Source organism: Saccharothrix sp. CB00851 (assembly GCF_001905065.1).
Lineage (GTDB): Bacteria > Actinomycetota > Actinomycetes > Mycobacteriales > Pseudonocardiaceae > Actinosynnema.
In genome coordinates this window covers 63,799-83,005 of sequence record NZ_LWLC01000007.1, presented here as the reverse complement: position 1 = coordinate 83,005, position 19,207 = coordinate 63,799, and the positions used below count along the sequence as shown (strand labels likewise).

Annotated in this window: 9 protein-coding genes and 2 pseudogenes; 5 read left to right on the top strand and 6 right to left on the bottom strand. The window is 73.7% G+C overall.

Translation table 11 applies throughout. The features are described 5' to 3' along the window. The first annotated feature begins 19 nt into the window (after positions 1–19). The 3 genes and pseudogenes from A6A25_RS09175 to A6A25_RS09165 all read left to right on the top strand — a co-directional run bounded on the left by A6A25_RS09175 (position 20) and on the right by A6A25_RS09165 (position 2,509). Positions 20–880, top strand: coding sequence for an immunity 49 family protein (locus A6A25_RS09175; RefSeq protein WP_073887660.1), 861 nt, complete (start codon positions 20–22; stop codon positions 878–880). Between the two features lie 66 nt (positions 881–946). Beyond that, on the top strand, positions 947–1,342 hold the full coding sequence (locus A6A25_RS09170) for a hypothetical protein (protein WP_241828562.1): 396 nt from the start codon (positions 947–949) through the stop codon (positions 1,340–1,342). Between the two features lie 145 nt (positions 1,343–1,487). Continuing rightward, positions 1,488–2,509, top strand: a pseudogene (locus A6A25_RS09165) (LLM class flavin-dependent oxidoreductase). A gap of 60 nt (positions 2,510–2,569) precedes the next feature. On the opposite strand, the gene A6A25_RS09160 reads toward A6A25_RS09165, so the two are convergent. The 3 genes and pseudogenes from A6A25_RS09160 to A6A25_RS09150 all read right to left on the bottom strand — a co-directional run bounded on the left by A6A25_RS09160 (position 2,570) and on the right by A6A25_RS09150 (position 5,402). Next, positions 2,570–2,866, bottom strand: coding sequence for an alpha/beta fold hydrolase (locus tag A6A25_RS09160; RefSeq protein WP_073887659.1), 297 nt, complete (start codon positions 2,864–2,866; stop codon positions 2,570–2,572). A 43-nt stretch (positions 2,867–2,909) separates the two neighbouring features. Beyond that, positions 2,910–3,293: pseudogene (locus A6A25_RS09155) on the bottom strand (Cmx/CmrA family chloramphenicol efflux MFS transporter); the annotation flags it as partial. A 66-nt stretch (positions 3,294–3,359) separates the two neighbouring features. After that, entirely contained in the window at positions 3,360–5,402 is a 2,043-nt protein-coding gene (locus A6A25_RS09150) for an XRE family transcriptional regulator (RefSeq protein WP_073887658.1), read from the bottom strand. Between the two features lie 151 nt (positions 5,403–5,553). Between A6A25_RS09150 and A6A25_RS09145 the strand changes: the two genes are divergently transcribed. Beyond that, positions 5,554–6,294, top strand: coding sequence for a M15 family metallopeptidase (locus tag A6A25_RS09145; RefSeq protein WP_073887657.1), 741 nt, complete (start codon positions 5,554–5,556; stop codon positions 6,292–6,294). A 110-nt stretch (positions 6,295–6,404) separates the two neighbouring features. Further along, positions 6,405–8,060, top strand: a complete 1,656-nt coding sequence (locus A6A25_RS09140) for a serine/threonine-protein kinase (protein WP_073887656.1) — start codon at positions 6,405–6,407, stop codon at positions 8,058–8,060. A gap of 10 nt (positions 8,061–8,070) precedes the next feature. Here the strand turns inward: A6A25_RS09140 and A6A25_RS09135 are convergent, their stop codons facing one another. From A6A25_RS09135 to A6A25_RS09125, 3 genes are all read right to left on the bottom strand, one after another. Then, a complete protein-coding gene (locus A6A25_RS09135; protein WP_073887655.1) occupies positions 8,071–9,519 on the bottom strand; it encodes a flavin-containing monooxygenase in 1,449 nt (482 codons plus the stop codon). Beyond that, positions 9,516–16,559, bottom strand: a complete 7,044-nt coding sequence (locus A6A25_RS09130; RefSeq protein WP_073887654.1) for a type I polyketide synthase — start codon at positions 16,557–16,559, stop codon at positions 9,516–9,518. Before A6A25_RS09130 ends, A6A25_RS09135 begins: the two co-directional genes overlap by 4 nt. A gap of 251 nt (positions 16,560–16,810) precedes the next feature. Further along, positions 16,811–19,207 (bottom strand): ATP-binding protein, encoded by a 2,397-nt coding sequence (locus tag A6A25_RS09125; RefSeq protein WP_073887652.1) that lies wholly within the window; start codon positions 19,205–19,207, stop codon positions 16,811–16,813.

Here is a 19,207-nt window from a genome sequence, read left to right as displayed (position 1 = left end):
AAAGGCGCAGCACCGCATCATGGTCGAAGTCGAGCGGCACAAGACCTATCCGAACGCCTCGAAGCGGGCCGTCCGGCAGCTCGCCGAGGATGTCGCGGAGGGCGTGGAGAAGATCCAGCGCTATCCCGACGCGCTCAACCTGCAACTCCTCGCTGCCCTGTCGCTGCTGGGCCACCGGACGGTGCTCGACCCGGCCGGCGCGGAGCGGGAAACGTGGCTGGCGCTGCGTGCCGCCCTGGACACCGGCGCGGCCGTGTTCACCGTCGCGGCGGCGGAGAAGGGCGCGCTGGTCCCTGTCCGCCTGGGTGACGAGGTGGTCAACACCTCCGGGACCGGGCCGGTCTACTACTCCACGGCGGAGAACTGGCTGACCACGCTCTGGCTCGCGATCGTGGCGAGGGAGCAGGACGTGCTGGACCGGCTGACCGCGTTCCCGCTCGACGTGCTGCGCGCGTCCGGTCCACAGCCGGAGTACCTGTTCGACATGGTCGAGGTGTTCCAACGGTTCTTCCGCCGCGAGGACGGCGTGGGCCAGTCGCTGGGCGCGGCCCTGACCAACAGCAAGCCGGAAGCGCTGACGGGCGGCGAAGAACGCGAGACCGCGGACCTGCTCCGCTTCCCCCAGCTCACCCTGTTCCACTACGTGCTCAAGCCGGATGCCGGGGCCGAGTTCGACAACGCGCTGGCCGAGGCATTGCAAGCACACGGGACGTACTGGTCGCGCACCGAGGAACGCCGCGCATCGCCCCTCGGCTACCTCGCCCTGGGCCCGCTGGCGCTGTCCCGGATCGCGCAGGACGCGGGCATCACGATCACCGTGGTCTCCGACTACCTGCCGTCCGCGCTGCTCGACGACACGACCCGCGTCGAGAACACCTGATCCTGGGCGCGGACTGGAGATACTGACGGGGAGGTGCGGTGAGGACGAAGGGGTGGCGCAGTGGTGATGGAATTCGTGGAGCCGGTGTTGTTGGCGTTGGCCGCGGGCGCGGCGGTGGGTGCGGGTGAGACCGCTTCGAGCGCGGTCCAGGACGCCTACCGGGGCCTCAAGACCGCGACCGGCCGGGTGCTGCGCCGCAAGGTGACGGCGGAGGGGACCGAGGTGGAGGCCGTGGTCGAGGAGCGGCTCGCCGACCCGCGGACCCATCGCGACGAACTCGAAGCCGCCTTGACCGAGGCCGACCCCGACGAACGGGCGGAACTGCTCGCCGCCGCCCGCAGGCTGCTGGACCTGGTCAACCCGGAGGACCCGGCGCTGACCAAGTTCCGGATGGAGTTGCGGGACAACAAGGGCGTGCAGGTCGGCAACCACAACGTCCAGCACAACCACTTCGGCGCCTGACCGCCGCACGGCCCCGGCACCGCCCGGATATGCGTCGTGCGGCGCCGCGAGGATTCGTACGGCCGGGTCGGTGAGCGAGGTGACAGGCGGTGGCGCGGGCAGGGTAGTTGAGGAATCAATCGATGAGGCGATGCGTTCCACCGGCGTGAAGAAAATCGGATTCCTGTCCTTCGGGCACTGGTCCGACAGCCCGCACTCCGAGACGAGGACCGCCTCGGACGCGGTGTTGCAGGCCGTCGACCTGGCCGTGGCCGCGGAGGAGCTGGGTGCGGACGGTGCCTACTTCCGGGTGCACCACTTCGCCCGGCAGCTGACCGCGCCGTTCCCGCTGCTGGCCGCGATCGGCGCCAAGACCGAGCGCATCGAGATCGGCACCGGCGTGATCGACATGCGGTACGAGAACCCGATGTACATGGCCGAGGACGCCGGTGCCGCCGACCTCATCGCGGGCGGCAGGCTGCAGCTCGGCATCTCCCGGGGATCGCCGGAGCAGGTGATCGACGGCTGGCGGTACTTCGGCTACCAGCCCGGCGAGGGCGAGACGGACGCCGAGATGGCCCGCACGCACGCCGAGGTGCTGCTGACGGTGTTGGAGGGCAAGGGCTTCGCCCAGCCCAACCCGCGTCCGATGTTCCCCAACCCGCCGGGGCTGCTGCGCGTCGAACCACACTCGCCGGGGCTGCGGGAGCGGATCTGGTGGGGTGCGGGCTCCAACGCCACCGCCGTCTGGGCGGCCGAGCACGGCATGAACCTGATGAGCTCGACGCTGAAGAACGACGAGGGCGGTGCGCCGTTCCACGTCCAGCAGGCCGAGCAGATCCGGCGTTCCGCAAGGCGTGGTCGGAAGCCGGGTGGCAGCGCGAGCCGCGCGTCTCGGTCTCGCGCAGCATCTTCGCGCTCACCTCCGACCTCGACCGCGCCTACTTCGGTGCCGACGGCGAGAGCACGGACAAGATCGGCTACATCGACGCCGACACCAAGGCCATCTTCGGCCGCACCTACGCCGCCGAACCCGACGTGCTGGTCGAGCAGCTGGCCGGGGACGAGGCCATCGCCGAGGCGGACACGCTGCTGCTGACCGTGCCCAACCAGCTCGGCGTCGACTACAACGCCCACGTGCTCGACAGCATCCTCACCCACGTCGCACCCGCGCTCGGCTGGCGCTGACGCGGGCGCACTGCCCGCGCGCCACTGGACGAGGTGGCGTGCGGGCCGACCGGCACCGGGTCAGCCGAGGGTCGTGACGACCGGCTCCCCCCGCCCGATCCGCTTGAGCTGCGAGGTGAGCGACCCGGCCGCGTCGTCCAGGACCAGGTCCGCCAGGGGCGAGACCTCCGTGTCGACCGCCACGGGCTCGTACGGCTGCGCGGTGGACCACCGGGGGCGGCGGGCGTACAGCCCGTGCCCCGCCAGGTCCACCGCGACAGCCGGGCGACCGGCGGCCACCACGTGCGGGATGACTTCGCTCCAGCACCACGAGCCGTGCCAGAAGCCGTGGACGAACACCAGCGTCGGGTTGGGCATCGATGCTCCCGGGGGCGGTTGTTCCCGATCAAGGTGCAAGCCTGGCGGGCACGGCCAGGACCGGCCAGCCGAGGAGCAGCAGCGGACCACCGACCGCCAGGACCAGGGTGGGACGCCGGTCCGACAGCCGTCCGGCGACGGTGACGCCGACGAACGAACCGGCACCGAAGAGCACCAGGGCGACCGGGACCCACAGCTCCCCCAGCCCGGCGGTGCCGGTCACGACCGGGGCGAGGAAGGTGAAGCTCGCGAACGTCGCCGAGTTCACCAGCGCGCCGACCGCCATGACCAGCACCAACCGGGGACGCGTGAGCTGGGCGAGTTCCGCTCGCAAGGTCGGTCCGCCGGTCGCCCGTTCCCCCACCCGCCCCGCCGGGATTCCCTTCACGACGCCGAGTGCGGCGGGCAGGCAGAGCGCGGCGACAGCCGCCCGTCGAGGCACTTCGGTTCCACCGGCATCGCCCGTTCCGCGAAACGTCGTGTCCCGCAACGGTTAGCGGTCGTCGTTCAACCTGGTTCGGAGCTCGTTCGCCTTGGCGTGGCCGAGGTTGCGGAGGATTGCCTGGGCCCGGCCCCACGCCTGCCTGGCCAGGTCGGCAGCGCCCGCGGCGTGGTGGACGTCCCCGATCGCGGTGAGGACCTCGGCTTCCAGGTAGCGATCACCGACCTCCACCGAGAGCGGGAGGGCCCGTTGGAGGAGGGCGGTGGCTTCCGGGAGCTTGCCGAGCCCGCGGTGCGCGTGACCGAGGTTGGCGATGACGTGGGCGGCGCCGAGCGGGTTCTCGGTCGTCTCCCAGAACGTCAACGCCTGGCGGCCGTAGCGGATCGCGGCGTCGTGCTCACCGAGGTGCAGGCAGGCCCAGGCGAGCCCGTTGAGCGCGTGGGCCTCCCCCGGCCGGTCCCCCGCGGCCCGGTAGTGGTCCAAGGCGCGGCGGGCGTGCACGAGCGCGATGTCGTACTGGCGCCGCGCCTCGGCCAGTTCGATCAGGCACAGCTCGGCGTTGGCCATCCCGACGTGGTCCCCGAGCGCGGTCGACAGGTCGAGCGCCTCCGCGTGATGCTCCGCGGCTTCCTCGAACCGACCCAACCGGGTCGACGCCGTGCCGAGGTTGCGCAGCGCGTACGCCGCCAGCGCTCGGTCACCCAGCTCGCGGGCGGCGTTCAGGGCCGACCGGTGGATCGCCACCATGTGGTGCCAGTGGCCCTGCCGGTGCAGGAAGTCCCGCAGTCCCCAGGCGAGCCGCCAGGTGTGCAGCGGCAGCCCGGCGGCGGCGGTCGACACCTCGGGGCCGGGGTGCAGGCCCAGCAGCCGGAACAACCGCGCGGCGTCGGCGTCCAGGTCCCGGTAGGACCAGGAGAACAACGTCCGCAGGTCCGCCGGGTCACCGGGCTCGTCCAGCGAGTCGAGGACGTCGCCGGCCCGCCGCATGCCTTGGGCGAGAACGGTGAGCGGCACCTTCGGCTGGGTGCCGGCACGGGCGGCGACGACGGCGAGGGCCAGCGGCAGCCGACCGCAGCGGTCGATGATCTCGTCGACCGCCTCCGGTTCCGCCTCGGCACGGGCGGTCCCGATGCGCAGCGCCAGCAGGTCACGGGCTTCGCCGACGCCGAGCACGTCCAGCGGCAGCGGTTGAGCGCCCTCGATGGCGACCAGGCTCGTCAGGCGGTCCCGGCTGGTCACGATCACCAGGCAGCCGTCGGCTCCGGGCAGCAGCGGGCGGACCTGCTCGGTGTCGCGAGCGTTGTCGAGCAGGACGAGCATGCGGCGGTCGCCGAGCAGGCTGCGGTAGAGGCCGGTCTGGGCGCTCAGGGTGGACGGGACGCGGTGCGGCGGCACTTGGAGCGCGTCGAGCAGGTCGCGGAGGGCCTCGGCGGGCGGGACCGGCTCCCCGGTCGGGTCGAACGCGCGCAGGTTGACGTAGAGCTGCCCGTCCGGGAAGCGGTCGGCGACCCGATGTGCCCAGTACAGGGCCAAGGCGGTCTTGCCCACACCGGCCATGCCGGAGATCGCCGCGATCGTGCCGCCCGGTTCGTCGCAGGCGGCCAGCAACGCGTCCAGGGCACCGAGCGCGGTGGCGCGGCCCGCGAACCCCGGTGCGGTCGGCGGCAACTGCGCCGGGACGGCGGGGTAGTTGTCGGCCCTGTCCGGGCGTTCCGCCGTCGCGGGTCCGGTCGGTGCGGGTTCGGGCGACACGGGTTCGGGCGACGCAGATTCGGGTGGCACGGCTCCGGGCGACGCGGGTCCGGGCGGTGCGGATCCGGTCGGCCCGGGTGGCGGTGCACCGAGGGCGGCCTGGATCAGGCGGTCACGGTCCGACGCGGGCAGGTTCAGCGCGTCCGCGAGCTGCCGGACGGAGGCGGCGCGCGGGCGGCGGACCCGGCCGGACTCCGCACCGCGGATGCTGGTCACGCCCAGCCCGGCGCGTTCGGCCAGTTCCTCCTGCGTGAGCAGGGCGCGGGTGCGGAACGAGCGGAGCAGGCTCGACAGCTCCCCGGGTCCCGCCGGCGGTGGCGGCACCTGGTCGTCGTCATGCATCCAGTCACCTGCGGACGAGTTGACGGTGAACCGACGGTTGCGCGCATGGCGATCTTCGTCGCGAGCGCGAACTATACGGATCACGACCTCGGTTCACCTTTCCACCAGGTCTCCGTTCGGTCAACGACCGGTAAACGTGGAGGGCACGCGTATGCGCAAAAGACTGTTGCACCTGTTAGCCGCCCTGGGGATCGCCGTCACGGGCGCGGTCACGGCGGACATGGTTGCGCCGAGCCCGGCCGCCGCGGACGCCTGCTACACGTGGAACCGCACCCTCCGGGAGGGCACGAGCGGCAGCGACGTCGCCGAACTGCAGGTCCGGCTCGCGGGCTGGGTCGCCTCGGGTGAGAACCTGGCCATCGACGGCTCCTTCGGCCCCGCCACGGCCCGCGCGCTCAAGCGGTTCCAGTCCGCGTACGGCCTGGCCGCCGACGGCATCGCGGGCAACGGGGTGTACAGCAAGATCTACGCCCTCCAGGACGCCGACTGCACGCCGATCCACTTCTCGTACGCCGAGATGGACGACAACTGCGGCGCGAACAACTTCAGCGGCGGCAAGGTCGACGCCACCACCGCGAAGCGGAACACGCTGCGGATGATGTGGCAGCTGGAGGCGATGCGGCGCAAGCTGGGCGACCGCCCGATGGTCGTCAGCATCTCGTTCCGCAGCGTGTCGTGCAACGCCTCGGTCGGCGGCGCGTCGAACAGCAGGCACATGTACGGCCAGGCCACCGACTTCAGCACCCGCAGCGGCCCGACGCTGTGCCAGATGTACCACGCGGCCAAGACGTCCGGTTTCGAGGAGATTCTCGGCCCGGGCTACCCGGGGCACAACGACCACACGCACGTCGCGAACGACTCCACCCGCACCTGGAGCGCGCCGAACTGCTGACGCCCGGCCCACCGACCCGAAGGGCGCTGCCTACTCCCAGGGCAGCGCCCTTCGACCGTGCGGAAGTGCCGCCGGTTCTCCGGTCCCAGGGCGGTTGCTAGCGTGACGCGGTGTCTGAGCGAGAGCACAGCGGCCGGATCATCGACGGCCGGTTCGAGCTGCTGGAGAGGTTGGGCAGCGGTGGGATGGGCACGGTCTGGCGTGCCCTGGACCTGGGGCTGCACCGCGAGGTGGCCATCAAGGAGGTCCGACCCGCCGACGCCGACCAGCTCGAGGGCAACCCGGCGATGGCCGCCCAGCTCCGGGAACGCGTGTTGCGCGAGTCCCGCGCGCTCGCCCGGTTGCAGCACCCGAACGTCGTGTCGATCTACCAGATCATCGACTCGCCGGACTCGCCGTACCCGTGGATCGTCATGGAACTGGTCCGCGGCACGTCGCTGGACGCGCGGCTGAACGACGGCGTGCTCGCCCCGGCCGAGGCGGCGCGAGTGGGGCGTGACGTGCTCGCGGCACTGCGCTCGGCGCACTCCGCGGGCGTGATGCACCGCGACGTCAAGCCGGGCAACGTGCTGCTCCGAACGGACGGCAGCGCCGTGCTCACCGACTTCGGCATCGCCGCCCTGCAGGGCTCGACCCAGCTCACCGCGACCGGCGACGTCATCGGCTCCCCCGAGTACATCGCCCCGGAACGGCTGCGCGGCGACGAGACGCACGCCGCGTCGGACTTCTGGTCGCTGGCGATGCTGCTGTACGTGGCCGTCGAGGGCCACCACCCGATGCGCCGCGCGACGACGATGGCGACGCTCGCCGCGGTGATGACCGAGCCGGTGCCGCCGCCGCGGCGCGCGGGCGCCCTGGCACCGGCGCTGAACGCCGCGCTGCGCAACGACCCGGCCGAAAGACCGACCGGCGAGGTGCTGGACCGGATGTTCGCCGCGGCCGAGCGCGGTGACCAGGCGCCGCCGCTGGGACCTCCCACCCCGGCGGGGTTCCCGGTGGTGGGGCCGCCGAGCGGTCCGCAGCCGCGGTACCCCCAGTGGCCGTCCGGTCCGACGCCCGCACCGGTCGGCGGGCCGCCCGCCCGCGGTTATCCGCCGTCCTACCCGACCCCGCTGCCGAGGACGCGCAACCGGACAGGTGCCGTGGTGCTCTCGCTGGTCGGGGTGGCGCTCGTCGTCGCGGTCACCCTGCTGGTCGTGCACCTGACCGACGCGAACGTCTCGGCGAACTCCGGCAGCGGCGGCTCGACGGCCACCCCGACGATCACCCAGCCGGACGTCGGCCTGACCGCCGGTCCGACGAACACGGTCGCCGCCCCAGAGCAGGAGGACCTGCTCACGCCCGCCGGGGCGCGCAAGGCGGTCGGCGTGCTCAGCGAGGCGATGGGCGGCACCAAGGTGTCCGAACTGGTGCTGTGGTCGGAGCGCGCGTCGGCGGTCGCCCCGACCGCGACGGTGGCGCACGGCTTCGACGACTTCGAGTACCGGGGCGGCAAGGCGACCAGGCAGGGCGCGGACGGGGTGGACGCCGACCGCGCCGTGCTCGACCTGAACGAGGTCAACTGGGACGCGCTGCCCGCGCTGTTCGAGCGGGCGAACCAGGAGCTGGGCCTGCCGCAGCCGACCATGCGGTACGTGATCGTGAGCCCCGACATCATCAGCGACGTGCCGTCGGTGCGGGTGTACCTGGCCGACGACTACGGCGGTGCCTACCTGCAGGCGAACCTGAAGGGCGAGGTGCAGAAGACCTATCCGCGCGGCAAGTGACCGGCCGGCCTCACCGGATCAGCGCGTAGTCGCGCAGACGCACCGAGCGCAGCAGCATGCGGTACTCCAAGGTGGAACCCGGGTAGAGCACCGTCCCGGCCGTGGAGTCGTCGTGGTACCAGGTCCGGCAGCCGCCCACGTGCCAGATCGTGCGGGTGAACCTGCGCCGCAGCCGTTCCTGGAAGCGCCGCTCCGCCTCCGGCCGGACGACCAACGCCGTGGCACCGGCCGCGCGCACCGCCCGGATCGCGCGGACGACGTACCGGGACTGGGCCTCGATGGTGACCACCGCCCCCGTGTACGGCACCGCGCTGTGGGGACCGAGCAGCAGGAACATGTTGGGGAAGCCGGACACCGCCACACCGTTGTACGTGGACGCACCCGTGCGCCAGACATCCGCCAGCCGACGCCCGTCCGCGCCCTCGATCGCGATGTGGTGGAACGACCCGGTGACGTCGAACCCGGTCGCGTACACGACCACGTCGGCCTCGTGCTCCTGCCCCTCCTCGTCGACGACGGCACGCGGGCGCAGTGCCGTCGGTTCGCCGGTGACGACGTGGACGTTGGCCCGGTTGAGCGCCGGGTAGTAGTCGTTGGAGAACAGCACCCGCTTGCAGCCGAGCCGGTAGTCGGGCGTGAGCTCGTCCCGCAGTCGCGGTGAGTCGACCTGCGCGGCGATCCGGCCGAGCACCACCGGTTCCGCGGCGGCGAGCGCGTCCGGGCGGTGGTGGAAGCCGAGGCCCCGCTTCTCGCGGCGCAGGTAGATCCTCAGCCGGTGCAACGACTGCGTCCACGGCAGCAGGCGGTACAGCCGCTTGCGCCACGCGGGCACCGGCGCGTCGGCCTTCGGCAGGACCCACGCCGGTGTGCGCTGGAAGACGGTCAGCTTCGCGGCGCGTTCGGCCAGGTGCGGCACGAGCTGGACGCCGGAGGCGCCCACGCCGACGAGGGCGACCCGCTTGCCGGTGAGCTCCACGTCGTGGTTCCAGCGCGCGGAGTGCCAGGAATGCCCGGAGAAGGAGCCCGGCAGGTCCGGCACTCGCGGCGTGTGCAGGCCACCGACGCCGAGGACGAGGAACCGGCTGGTGTAGGTGACACCCGTCGATGTCGAGACCACCCACGTCCCGGTCTCGACCTGCCACCGCGCCCCGGTGACCTCGGTGCCGAAGCGGATCGAGGGCAGCAGGCCGCGTCGCCGGGCCACGTCCCGCAGGTAGGCGAGGATCTCGGGCTGGGTGGCGTAGGCGGAGCTCCACCCCGGGTTGCGGTCGCGGGCGTAGGAGTAGAGGTCGGATTCCACGTCGCACGCGGCATCGGGATAGGTGTTGTCCCGCCACGTGCCGCCGAGGTCGGCCGCCTTCTCCAGGACGAGGAAGTCGATCCCGGCCGCGGCCAGGTCGGCGGCCTGGCGCAGCCCGGACAGGCCGGCACCCACGACGAGCACCTCGGTGGCGGTCATCGGGACGCCTCGCCGAGGAAGTCCGCGACCCGCGGCCAGAGGGTGGTCCACGCCTCGTCGGCGTGGTCGTGGTCGTGGCCCAGGCCGGGCACGGTGACCAGGCGCGCGGGCAGGTCCAGTCGCCGCGCCCGTTCCACCAGGTCGACGGCCTGCGTCACGGGCACCACGTCGTCGGCGTCGCCGTGCACCAGCAGGAGCGGTGTCCCGACGTCGCCGAGCCTGGCCGGCGGCTGCCTCGCGGGGTCGGCGAAGTACGCCGCCACCTCGTCCGCGCCGACGCGCCGCGGCAACAGGGTGCCGGGCCGGGAGCGTTCCGCGTCGACCAGCGCGGTCGGGTCGTAGAGGCCCATGAGCAGCACGGCCCGGTGCCACAGCGACGGCTCGTCGGCCAGCGCCAGCAGTGCGGAGTACGCCCCTCGGCTCGTCCCGAGGACGCTCACCCGCGCCGGGTCGATCCCGGGCAGCCCGGCCAGGTGGCGGGCGGCGGCCACCACGTCGTCGATGTCCCGGCCGCCCATGTCGGCCGACGCGCGGTACTCCGCGCCGTGGCCGGGCGCGCCGCGCTGGTCGACGGTGAACACCGCGAACCCCGCCGCGAGCAGCGGTGCGTGTTCGCTGATCCGGGCGTAACGGCCCTGGTCGTCCAGAGCACCGCCCTCGCCCGCCGTGCACACGACCACCGCCGGATGCGGGCCGGGACCGTCCGGCACGCTGAGGTGGCCGTGGACGACCAGGCCGTCCGCGGAGGTGAACTCGTGGGCGGTGATCGCCTCGGCGGGCCGGGACGGTGTGCCCGGCGCCCGGTCCAGCTCCTCGGCCAGCAGACCGGCCAGGCCGCTCACGGTCAGGTTCCGCTGGAGCTTCACCGCGGGCACCGACACGCCGAGCGCGTTCTGCAGCCCGACCCGCAGCTCGACCGCCACCAGGGAGTCGATGTCGACCGCCTGCCCGTCCGCCAACTGTTCCTCGGTGAGGCCGGTGGTGCGTTGGAGGAGCGGGGTGACGAGCTCGGACAGCAGGGTGAGGCGTTCCGCGGGGGACGCGTCGCGCAGGCGCTGCGTCACCGACGCGTGTCCGGTGCCGTCCGCCGCCTCAGCGGGGACCAGCGACTCGTAGCGCGGCAACCGGGCCAGTTGGGGGTTGGCCCGCGCCCAGCGCGTCCAGTCGACGTCGGCCACCGACAGCTCGACGGGCCGGGTGCGCAGCAGCGCTTCCAGCTCGGCCACCAGCCGGGCGGGCGACATGCCGACGTGGCCGTTGCGGCGCAGCGCGTCACCGACCGCGCCGTCACGGCGGACCGCGACGCCGACCGAGTCGACCATGCCCCAGCCCACGGCGGTGGCGGGCAGGCCCTTGAGCCGCCGGTGCCGGGCCAGGGCGTTGAGGAACTCGTTGGCGGTGGCGTACGCGCCCGCCGCGGCGGCGCCGAGCTGGGCGGCGACCGACGAGAAGAGCACGAAGAAGTCCAGCTCGTCCGCCTGCGTCGCCAGGTGCAGGTGCCAGGCGCCGTCCGCCTTCGGCCGGGTGGCGGTGATCAGGCGGTCCGCGTCGGTGTCGGCCAGCACCACGTCGTCGAAGTCGGCCGCGGCGTGGACGACACCGCGGACCGGCGGCAGTTGTTCGCGCAGCAGCGCGAAGGTCCGCTCGACCGCCGCCCGGTCGGCCACGTCGACCCGTTCGACGCGGACCTCGACGCCCCGGCCGGTCAGCTCGGCCACCGACCGTTCGGCGTCGGCCGTGACGATGCCGCGCCTGCCGACCAGCACCAGGTGGCGGGCGCCCTGGTCGGCCAGCCACCCGGCCACCGCGAGCCCGAGCCCGCCCAGGCCGCCGGTCACCAGGTAGGTGCCGTCGGACCGGATCGGCGAACCGGGCACGGAGGCCGCCGGCACGGCCACCGGCTCACCCGCGACGCGCACCACGACCTTGCCGACGTGGTCCGCGCGCGTCATCGCGCGGAACGCCGCGTCGACCCGCCCGGCGGGCACCTCGGTGACGGGCAGCGGGTCGATCGCGCCGTCCTCGTGCAGCGCCACCACGTCGAGCATCGACGCGCGGACCAGTTCCGGGTCCAGCAGCATCATCCGGTCGTAGTCGAACGCGTGGAACGACAGCGCGCGGTGGAACGGCGCCAGGCCGAGGGCGTGGTCGGCCGCGATGTCGACCTTGCCCAGCTCCACGAACCGGCCGAAGGGCCGCAACAGGCCGAGGCTCTTGCGCAGCAGTTCCCCGGACAGCGAGTTGACCACGACGTCGACGCCCTCACCGCCGGTCCAGCGCAGCACGTCGTCCGCGAAGGCCGTGGACCGCGAGTCGGACACGCCCGCCACGCCCTCGCCACGCAGGAACTCCCGCCGCTCGTCGCTGCTCGCCGTCGCGTACACCTCGGCGCCGAGCCGGGACGCGATGCGGACCGCGGCCAGGCCGACGCCACCGGCGGCGGAGTGGACCAGCACCCGCTCACCCGGCCGCACCCGGGCCAGGCGCACCAGCGCCTGGTGGGCGGTGACGACGGGCAGCAGCGAAGCGGCTCGGGCCAGGGACAGGGTCGAGGGCTTGCGCACCGCGCGCACCGCGTCGACCGTCACGTGCGAGGCGAACAGGTCGGCGCCGTGGACGAAGACCTCGTCGCCGGGACGCAGGTCCGCCACGGCCTCGCCGACCCGCACGACGGTGCCCGAGCACTCCAGCCCGAGCGCGTCGCGGGACAGGCTGCCCTCCACCGCCTCCGGGGTCAGCAGGCCCGTCACCTTCAGCACGTCCTTGAAGTTGAGGCCCACGAACGACACCTCGACCTCGACCTCGGTGGGTCCGGGTGCACGGCGTCCGGTGGCGGCGAACCCCAGGCCGTCCACGCCCGAGCCGTTCGCGCGCAGCCGCACCGGGGTCGCGCCGGCGCGGGTGGTCACGTGGTGCAGCGGCGACCGGTCACCCGCCCGTTCGAGCCGGCGGACGTAGCGGGCGGCACCGCGCAGCACCACCTCGTCCAGCCCGGCGTGGGTCAGCTCGTCCACCAGCGCACCGGCGCCCGTCTCCGGGGTGACGTCGACCAGCCGGCAGCGCAGGTCCGGCCGCTCCGCGCCGACCACCCGGCCGAAACCCCACAGGGCCGCCGCGAAGGGGTCGACGGTGTGGTCGTCCGCGGTGGCGCTCTGCGCGCCGGAGGTCACCAGGAACAGCGGCACGGCGTCCGCCAAGGTCTGCACCAGGCGCAGCGGTGCGGCGACCGAAGCGCACGCGGCCGGGTCGTCGCGGTCGGGGCCGTTGACGTGGACCACGCCCCGGCACGGCCCGCCGGTGGCGTCCCGGACCACGTCGAGCCAGGTCTCGTCCTCCGGCGAGGTGCGCACGACGTCGCCTCCCCGCGCGGTCAGCTCGGCCGCCAGCTCGGCGCACACCGGTGAGGAGCCGATGACGACCCAGCGGCCCTCCGCCCCGCCGGTGCGCTCCAGCGGTTCCGCTCGCCACGTGTGCTCGTAGTGCAGGCCCTCGGGGCGGGTCGGCCCACCGTCCTGGACGAGCCGCTGGGCGCGCAGCCCGATCACCTCGGCGACCACCTCGCCGTCGTCGGTGATCAGGGTCAGGTCGCACTCCAGCCGGCCGGGTGCGGTGGCACCGCGGTCGCGGCCGTGCAGCCACAGCGTCCGGCCGGGCGAGCGGTGGAAGCGGAACTCGGCGATGCGCGCGGGCACGTAGGTGGTGCCCTCCTCGCCGGACAGCCGCAACGACCCGGCGATCACCGCTTGCAGGGCCGCGTCGAGCAGCGCCGGGTGCAGGCGGTGACCCGTCGCGTCGACCGCGTCGACCCGGATCTCGGCGAACACCTCGCCGGTCGCCTCCCGCCACCACAGCCGCTCGACACCGCGGAACGCCGGGCCGTAGGTGAGGTCGCTGCGGTCCAGCAGCGCGTACACCTCGTCCCGGCCGACCTCCGGCAGTGATCGCGTCGACTGCTCCAGCGTCTCGGACCAGCGCCGCGGAGCCCTCGGGCGGACGACGTCCGGTCGGCGCATCCGCGCGTGCGGTGTCCACCCGGCGTCGTCGCCCTGCGCGCGGCTGTGCAGCGTCACCAGGTGGTGCACGGGGTCGTGGGAGACGCGCAGCGTGGTGACGGAACGCGCTCCGAGCGCGAGGGGGCGTTGGAAGACGACGTCCTCGAAGAAGCAGAACTCGTCGTCGGGGAACAGCGCCAGCGCCGCCTCCAGGTAGCCGGAGCCGGGGAAGATGACGGTGTCGCCGATCCGGTGGTCGGCGAGGTAGGGGAACTCGCTCTCGGACAGCTCCACGTCCCGGGTGGGCGTGGCGGCGGACACGGCGCGCCCGGCCAGCCGCGGGCCGTCGCCACCGAGCCTGGCCTCCCGCGCCGCCGACGACTCGACCCAGTGCCGTTCCCGCTGCCACGGGTACCGCGGCAGGTCCAAGTGCTCGCGCGGTCCGGAGTGCACGCCCTCCCAGTCCGGGTCGACCCCCGCCGCGTAGAGGGCTCCCAGCGCCTCCAGCACCTGCTGCCGCTGGGGGCGGTCCCGGCGCAGCGACGCCAACCGCACCACGTCGTCACCGTGCCCGGACAGCCCTTCGTCGATCGCCGCGGCCAGCACCGGGTGCGGTCCGATCTCGACGACGGCGCCCGGCGCGGACGACAGCACCCGACGCAGGGCCGCGGCGAACTCGACCGGCCTGCGCACGTTCTCCCACCAGTACACGGCGTCCAGCTCAGCACCGGTCACCCGGTCGCCCGTCACGGTCGACACGAGCGGCACGCGTGCCTCGCGCGGCTCGATGCCGTGCAGCGCCGCGAGCAACGGCTCGCGGACCACGTCCATGTGCCGGCTGTGGTAGGCCACCTCGACCCGCAGCGGCTTGACCGACGCCCCGGCCGCGCGCAGCCGCCGCGTGACCTCCTCGACCGCGTCCTGGTCACCGGCCAGGGTCGTCGCGGTCGCGCTGTTGACGGCGGCCACCTCCACCCCGTCGACCAGGTGCGGCCGCACGTCGTCCGCGGTGAGGTCGACCGCCACCATCGCGCCGCGACCCGCCAGGCCGGACTGCAGGTGCGCCCGGTGGAAGGCGACCGTCAACGCGTCCTGGAGCGAGTACACGCCCGCCGCGTACGCCGCCGCCACTTCCCCGACGCTGTGGCCAACGACCACCGACGGCTCGATGCCCCAGGCGCGCCAGAGCGCGGTGAGACCCGCCTGCACCACGAAGTTGGCCACCTGCGCGTACAGGGTCTCGGCCAACCGGGAGTCTTCTTCGTCGCGCAACAGCTCCTCGCCGATCGACAGGCCGAAGCGGGCCAGCACCGCGTCGCACTCGGCGACCACCTCGGCGAACCGCGGCTCGGTGGTCAGCAGCTCACGCCCCATGCCCCACCACTGCGGGCCCATGCCGGTGTAGACGAAGGCCACGCCACCGCGCGGCGCCCGGCGCGGGGCGGGTTCCAGCTCCCGCAGTCGCTCCACCGCGCCCGCCGCGTCGACCGCCACGACGGAGGCCCGCACGGGGTGGTGGTCCCGCTGCCGTGACGCGGCCCGGCTGATCCTCCGCAGCGCCGGTGCGTCCGGTCGCGCCAGCAGTTCCGCGTACCGCGCGGCGAGCGCGCGCAGGGCCTCCGGGCTGCGGGCGGACAGCGGCAGCACGTGCGGTCGGCCGTCGTCACCCTCCTCGTCGGTGGCGGCCGGGGCCGGTGGCGCCTGCTCCAGGATGGCGTGCGCGTTGGTGCCGCCGAAGCCGAACGAGTTCACGCCCGCCCGGCGCGGCCCCGGGAACACGGGGAACGGGACGACCTCGGTGGGCACCCGCAGCGGCAGCCGGTCGAACGGGATGCGCGGGTTGGGCCGCTCGAAGTGGAGGTTCGGCGGGATGAGACCGCGCTCCAGGCACAGGGCCGCCTTGATCACACCGGCGACGCCCGCCGCGGCCTCGCTGTGGCCGATGTTCGACTTCACCGAGCCGATCCAGTGCGTCCGGTCCGACCCGCCCAGCACCTCGCCGATGGCGGTGGCCTCGATGGGGTCACCGACCGCGGTGCCCGTGCCGTGCGCCTCGTAGTAGCCGACGGAGGCGGGTTCGACGCCGCCGGACCGGCACGCCTGCCGGATGACCTCGCGCTGCGCCCGTGCGCTGGGCACGGTGATGCCGGGGGTGCGGCCGTCCTGGTTCACCGCGGTACCGCGCACCACCGCGTACACCCGGTCTCCGTCGCGCTCGGCGGCGGCGAGCGACTTGAGCACGACGACCGCCGCGCCCTCGGCCCGCGCGTACCCGTTGGCGCGGTGGTCGAACGACTTGCAGCGCCCGTCGGGCGACAGGAACTGGCCCTTCGACATCAGGATCGTGGTGACCGGGTTGACCATCACGTTCACCCCGCCCGCCACCGCGACGTCGCACTCGCCCCGGGACAGGGCCGCGCAGGCGTGGTGGAACGCCACCAGGGATGACGAGCACGCCGTGTCGAGGGTCAGGCTCGGCCCGTGCCAGTCGAACGTGTAGGACAACCGGGCGGCCAGCATGGTCATGCTCACGCCGGTCGGCGTGGCCGTGCCGACGAGGTGCCGGTTGGCGTCGGAGAGCTGGTGGGTCGCCGCGTCGAAGGTGAACCCGCCGATGTAGGCGCCCACCGCGCGCCCCGCGGTCGTGGCGAGCGGGATCCCGGCGTCCTCGAACGCCTCCCAGGCGACCTCCAGCAGCAGCCGCTGCTGCGGGTCGAGCGCGGCGGCCTCCCGCGGCGGCAGGCCGAAGAAACCCGCGTCGAAGCGGTCGACGGGGTGGCGCAGGAAACCGCCTTGGCGGACGGTCATCCGGCCGGGGGTGGAGGGATCGGCGTCGTGGAAGGCGTCGGCGCGCCACCGGTCCGGCGGGATGTCCCCGACGGCGTCGGTGCCGGAGGCGATCAGGTCCCAGAAACCCCGCGGGTCCTCCACACCGCCGGGGAACCGGCACCCGATGCCCACGAGCGCGACGGGTTCGAGCGGGAACGTCCGCCCGGTGGACGCCTCGCCGTCGTGCGCATCCGTCGTGCCGCCGGGATTCGGGACCATGGAGTTCCTCCACGATGGACAGTGGCCAGCGCTGACGCTTGCACTATCGACGTGGATCTCCGCTCACCGCACCGGTGGGAACCGCGCCTCGCCCGAACACCCCGCATCGTTGCCCCGCCGCACCACGCGGTCGGCCGAGCGCCCGCTTCGAGTGCCGCCATCCCGGGTCGTCGTCACCGATCCGGTGCCGTCCGGTCGGGCCCGCTCACCACGAGGGGACCGGGAAGTCGGACATCGCGGCCACCTGGCCGTCACGGGATTGCCGCGTGCAGCCTGGCGCGCACCGGCCCCGCGTCCGGGTGCGCCAGGTCGTCCAGGATGGCGGCGGCGCGCAGCCACGTCGACCGGGCGCCGCCGGTATCGCCGACGGCGTGCTGCGAGTCACCGAGGTGCGTCAACGTGGTCGCCTCGAAGAAGCGCTCACCGGCGTCGCGCCACAACGTCAGCGCCTCGCCGAAGCAGCGGATCGCCTCGTGGTGCTCGCCGAGGTGGTGGTGTGCGGAGCCGAGGCTGTCCCAGGTGTGTGCCTGCCAGTAGGTGTTGCCGGTCTCCTGCTGCAGGGCCAGTGCCCGCCGACAGTGGTCGAGGGCGCTCTGGTAGTCGCCGAGCCGCACCTGGTACCAGCCGATGTTGTTGAGCGCGTTGGCCTGCCCGTGCACGTGCCCGGCCAGTGCGAAGCGCTCGAACGCCCGCCGCGCGTGCCCCAACGCGGCCGGGAAGTCGGTCTGCTCCTCGGCGAGGATGCCCAGGTTCAGCACCGTCCTGGCGGCGCCGACGTGATCGCCGAGCTCGTCGTAGAGGTCCAGGGCCAGGCGCAGGTGCTCGCCGGCCTCGGCGTACCGCTTGCCGCGCAGGCACGCCACCGCCCAGTTGCGCCGCGCCCGTGCCTGCGCGTCGAGGTCACCCAGCCGGGCACCCGCGGCCACCGCGATCTCCTGGACCCGGCTCTGCTCGGCCCACGCCCCGATCCGGTCGAGGTAGGTGCTCATCGACCACGCGAGCTGCCACGCGTGGGTGTCGAAGCCGTCGACGGCGGCGAGCGCGATCGCGTTGAGCAGCACCTGGTGCTCGGCGGTGAGCCACGCCCACGCCTGCTCGCGCCCCGCGAACGTCGGCAGGACCACCCCGTCCGGCAGGTGCGGCAACGTGATCGCGTCACGGTGGGGGTACAGCAGCACGTCCGCGGCGTGGGCGGTGTGCAGGTAGTGGTCGAGCAGCCGACCGAGGGCGCCGTGTCCCTCCTCGACCGCCTCGGCCTGTTCGGCGGCGTACGCCCGCAGCAGGTCGTGCATGCCGTACCGCCCCGGCGACGGCTCGGACACCAGGTTGGCGTGGGTGAGGGCGGCCAGCCGGCGACGGGTCTCCGCGACGGGCTGCCCGGCCAGGCTCGCCGCCGCGTGCGGGCCGAACCCGCCGCCCGGGTGCAGCCCGAGCAGGCGGAACAACCGGGCGGTCGGCGCCTCCAGTTGCCGGCACGACCAGGAGAACACGAACCGCAGGTCCAGCGCGGGCTCGGCACCCGCGAACCCGTCCAACCTGGCTTCCTCCAGCTCATCGGCCAGCCGGGACAGGGCGAAGTCGGGGAACGTGCGGGCGCGGGCCGCCACGACCGCCAGCGCGAGCGGCAGCCCGGCGGAGGCGGTGACGATGCGCCGCACCGCCTCCGGCTCCGCCTCCACCCGTCGCGCGCCGAGGCGCAGGGCGAGCACGTCCCACGCCTCGGCGTCGGACAGCAGGTCCAACGTGACCGGGTGCGCGCCCTCCGCCGCGACCAGCCCCGTCAGCTGCCGCCGGCTGGTGATCAGCACGAGGCAGCCGGGCGATCCCGGTAGCAGCGGGCGCACCTGCTCGGCGTCACGGGCGTTGTCCAGCAGGACCAGCACCCGTCGGCCGATCAGCAGGCTCCGGTACAACCCGGTCTGGGCGTCGAGGTCGGCGGGGACGCGCTCGACGGGTGCGCCCAGCGCCGCCAGGAAACCCCTGAGCACGACGGCGGGGTCGACCTGCGACGGCACCGCGTCGAAACCGCGCAGGTTCACGTACAGCTGGCCGTCGGGGAAGCGATCGGCCACCCGGTTGGCCCAGAACACCGCAAGCGTTGTCTTGCCCACCCCCGCGGTTCCGCCGATCGCCGTGATCACCATCGTGGACGCGGGTTCGGGGTCGTCGAGCAGGTCCGCCAACCGGGCCAGCGGCTCGTCCCGACCGGCGAAGTGGGGTACCGGCGCGGGCAGCTGTCGCGGCACCACCCACGCGTCGTGTTCCGGTGACCGGGTGCGCGCCTGGCGACGACGCACCTCGCCCTGCGCGGCGACGGCGAGCCGATCGGTGGCGCGGTCACCGTCGATCGCGCGGAGCAGCTCCCAGTGGGCGGCGTCCCACCGCGCGAGGTCGGCGAGGTCGTCCGGCACCCGCAGGCCGGTCCGCTCGGCGTGGGCCAGGCAGGCGCGGACGAAGGCGACGACGAAGTCCCACTCGGGCAACGACTTCGCGTTCAGCTTGTCGCTCACCGTCGACCGGGCGAGGGGGTGGCCGATCGCGGTCGCCGAGGACGCGATCTGGGTCAACGACGGCGCACCCGCGCACTGCCGCAACCGGTCGAGCTCGCCGACGAACGCGTCCAACACCTGTCTGGAACCGTGCGCCAT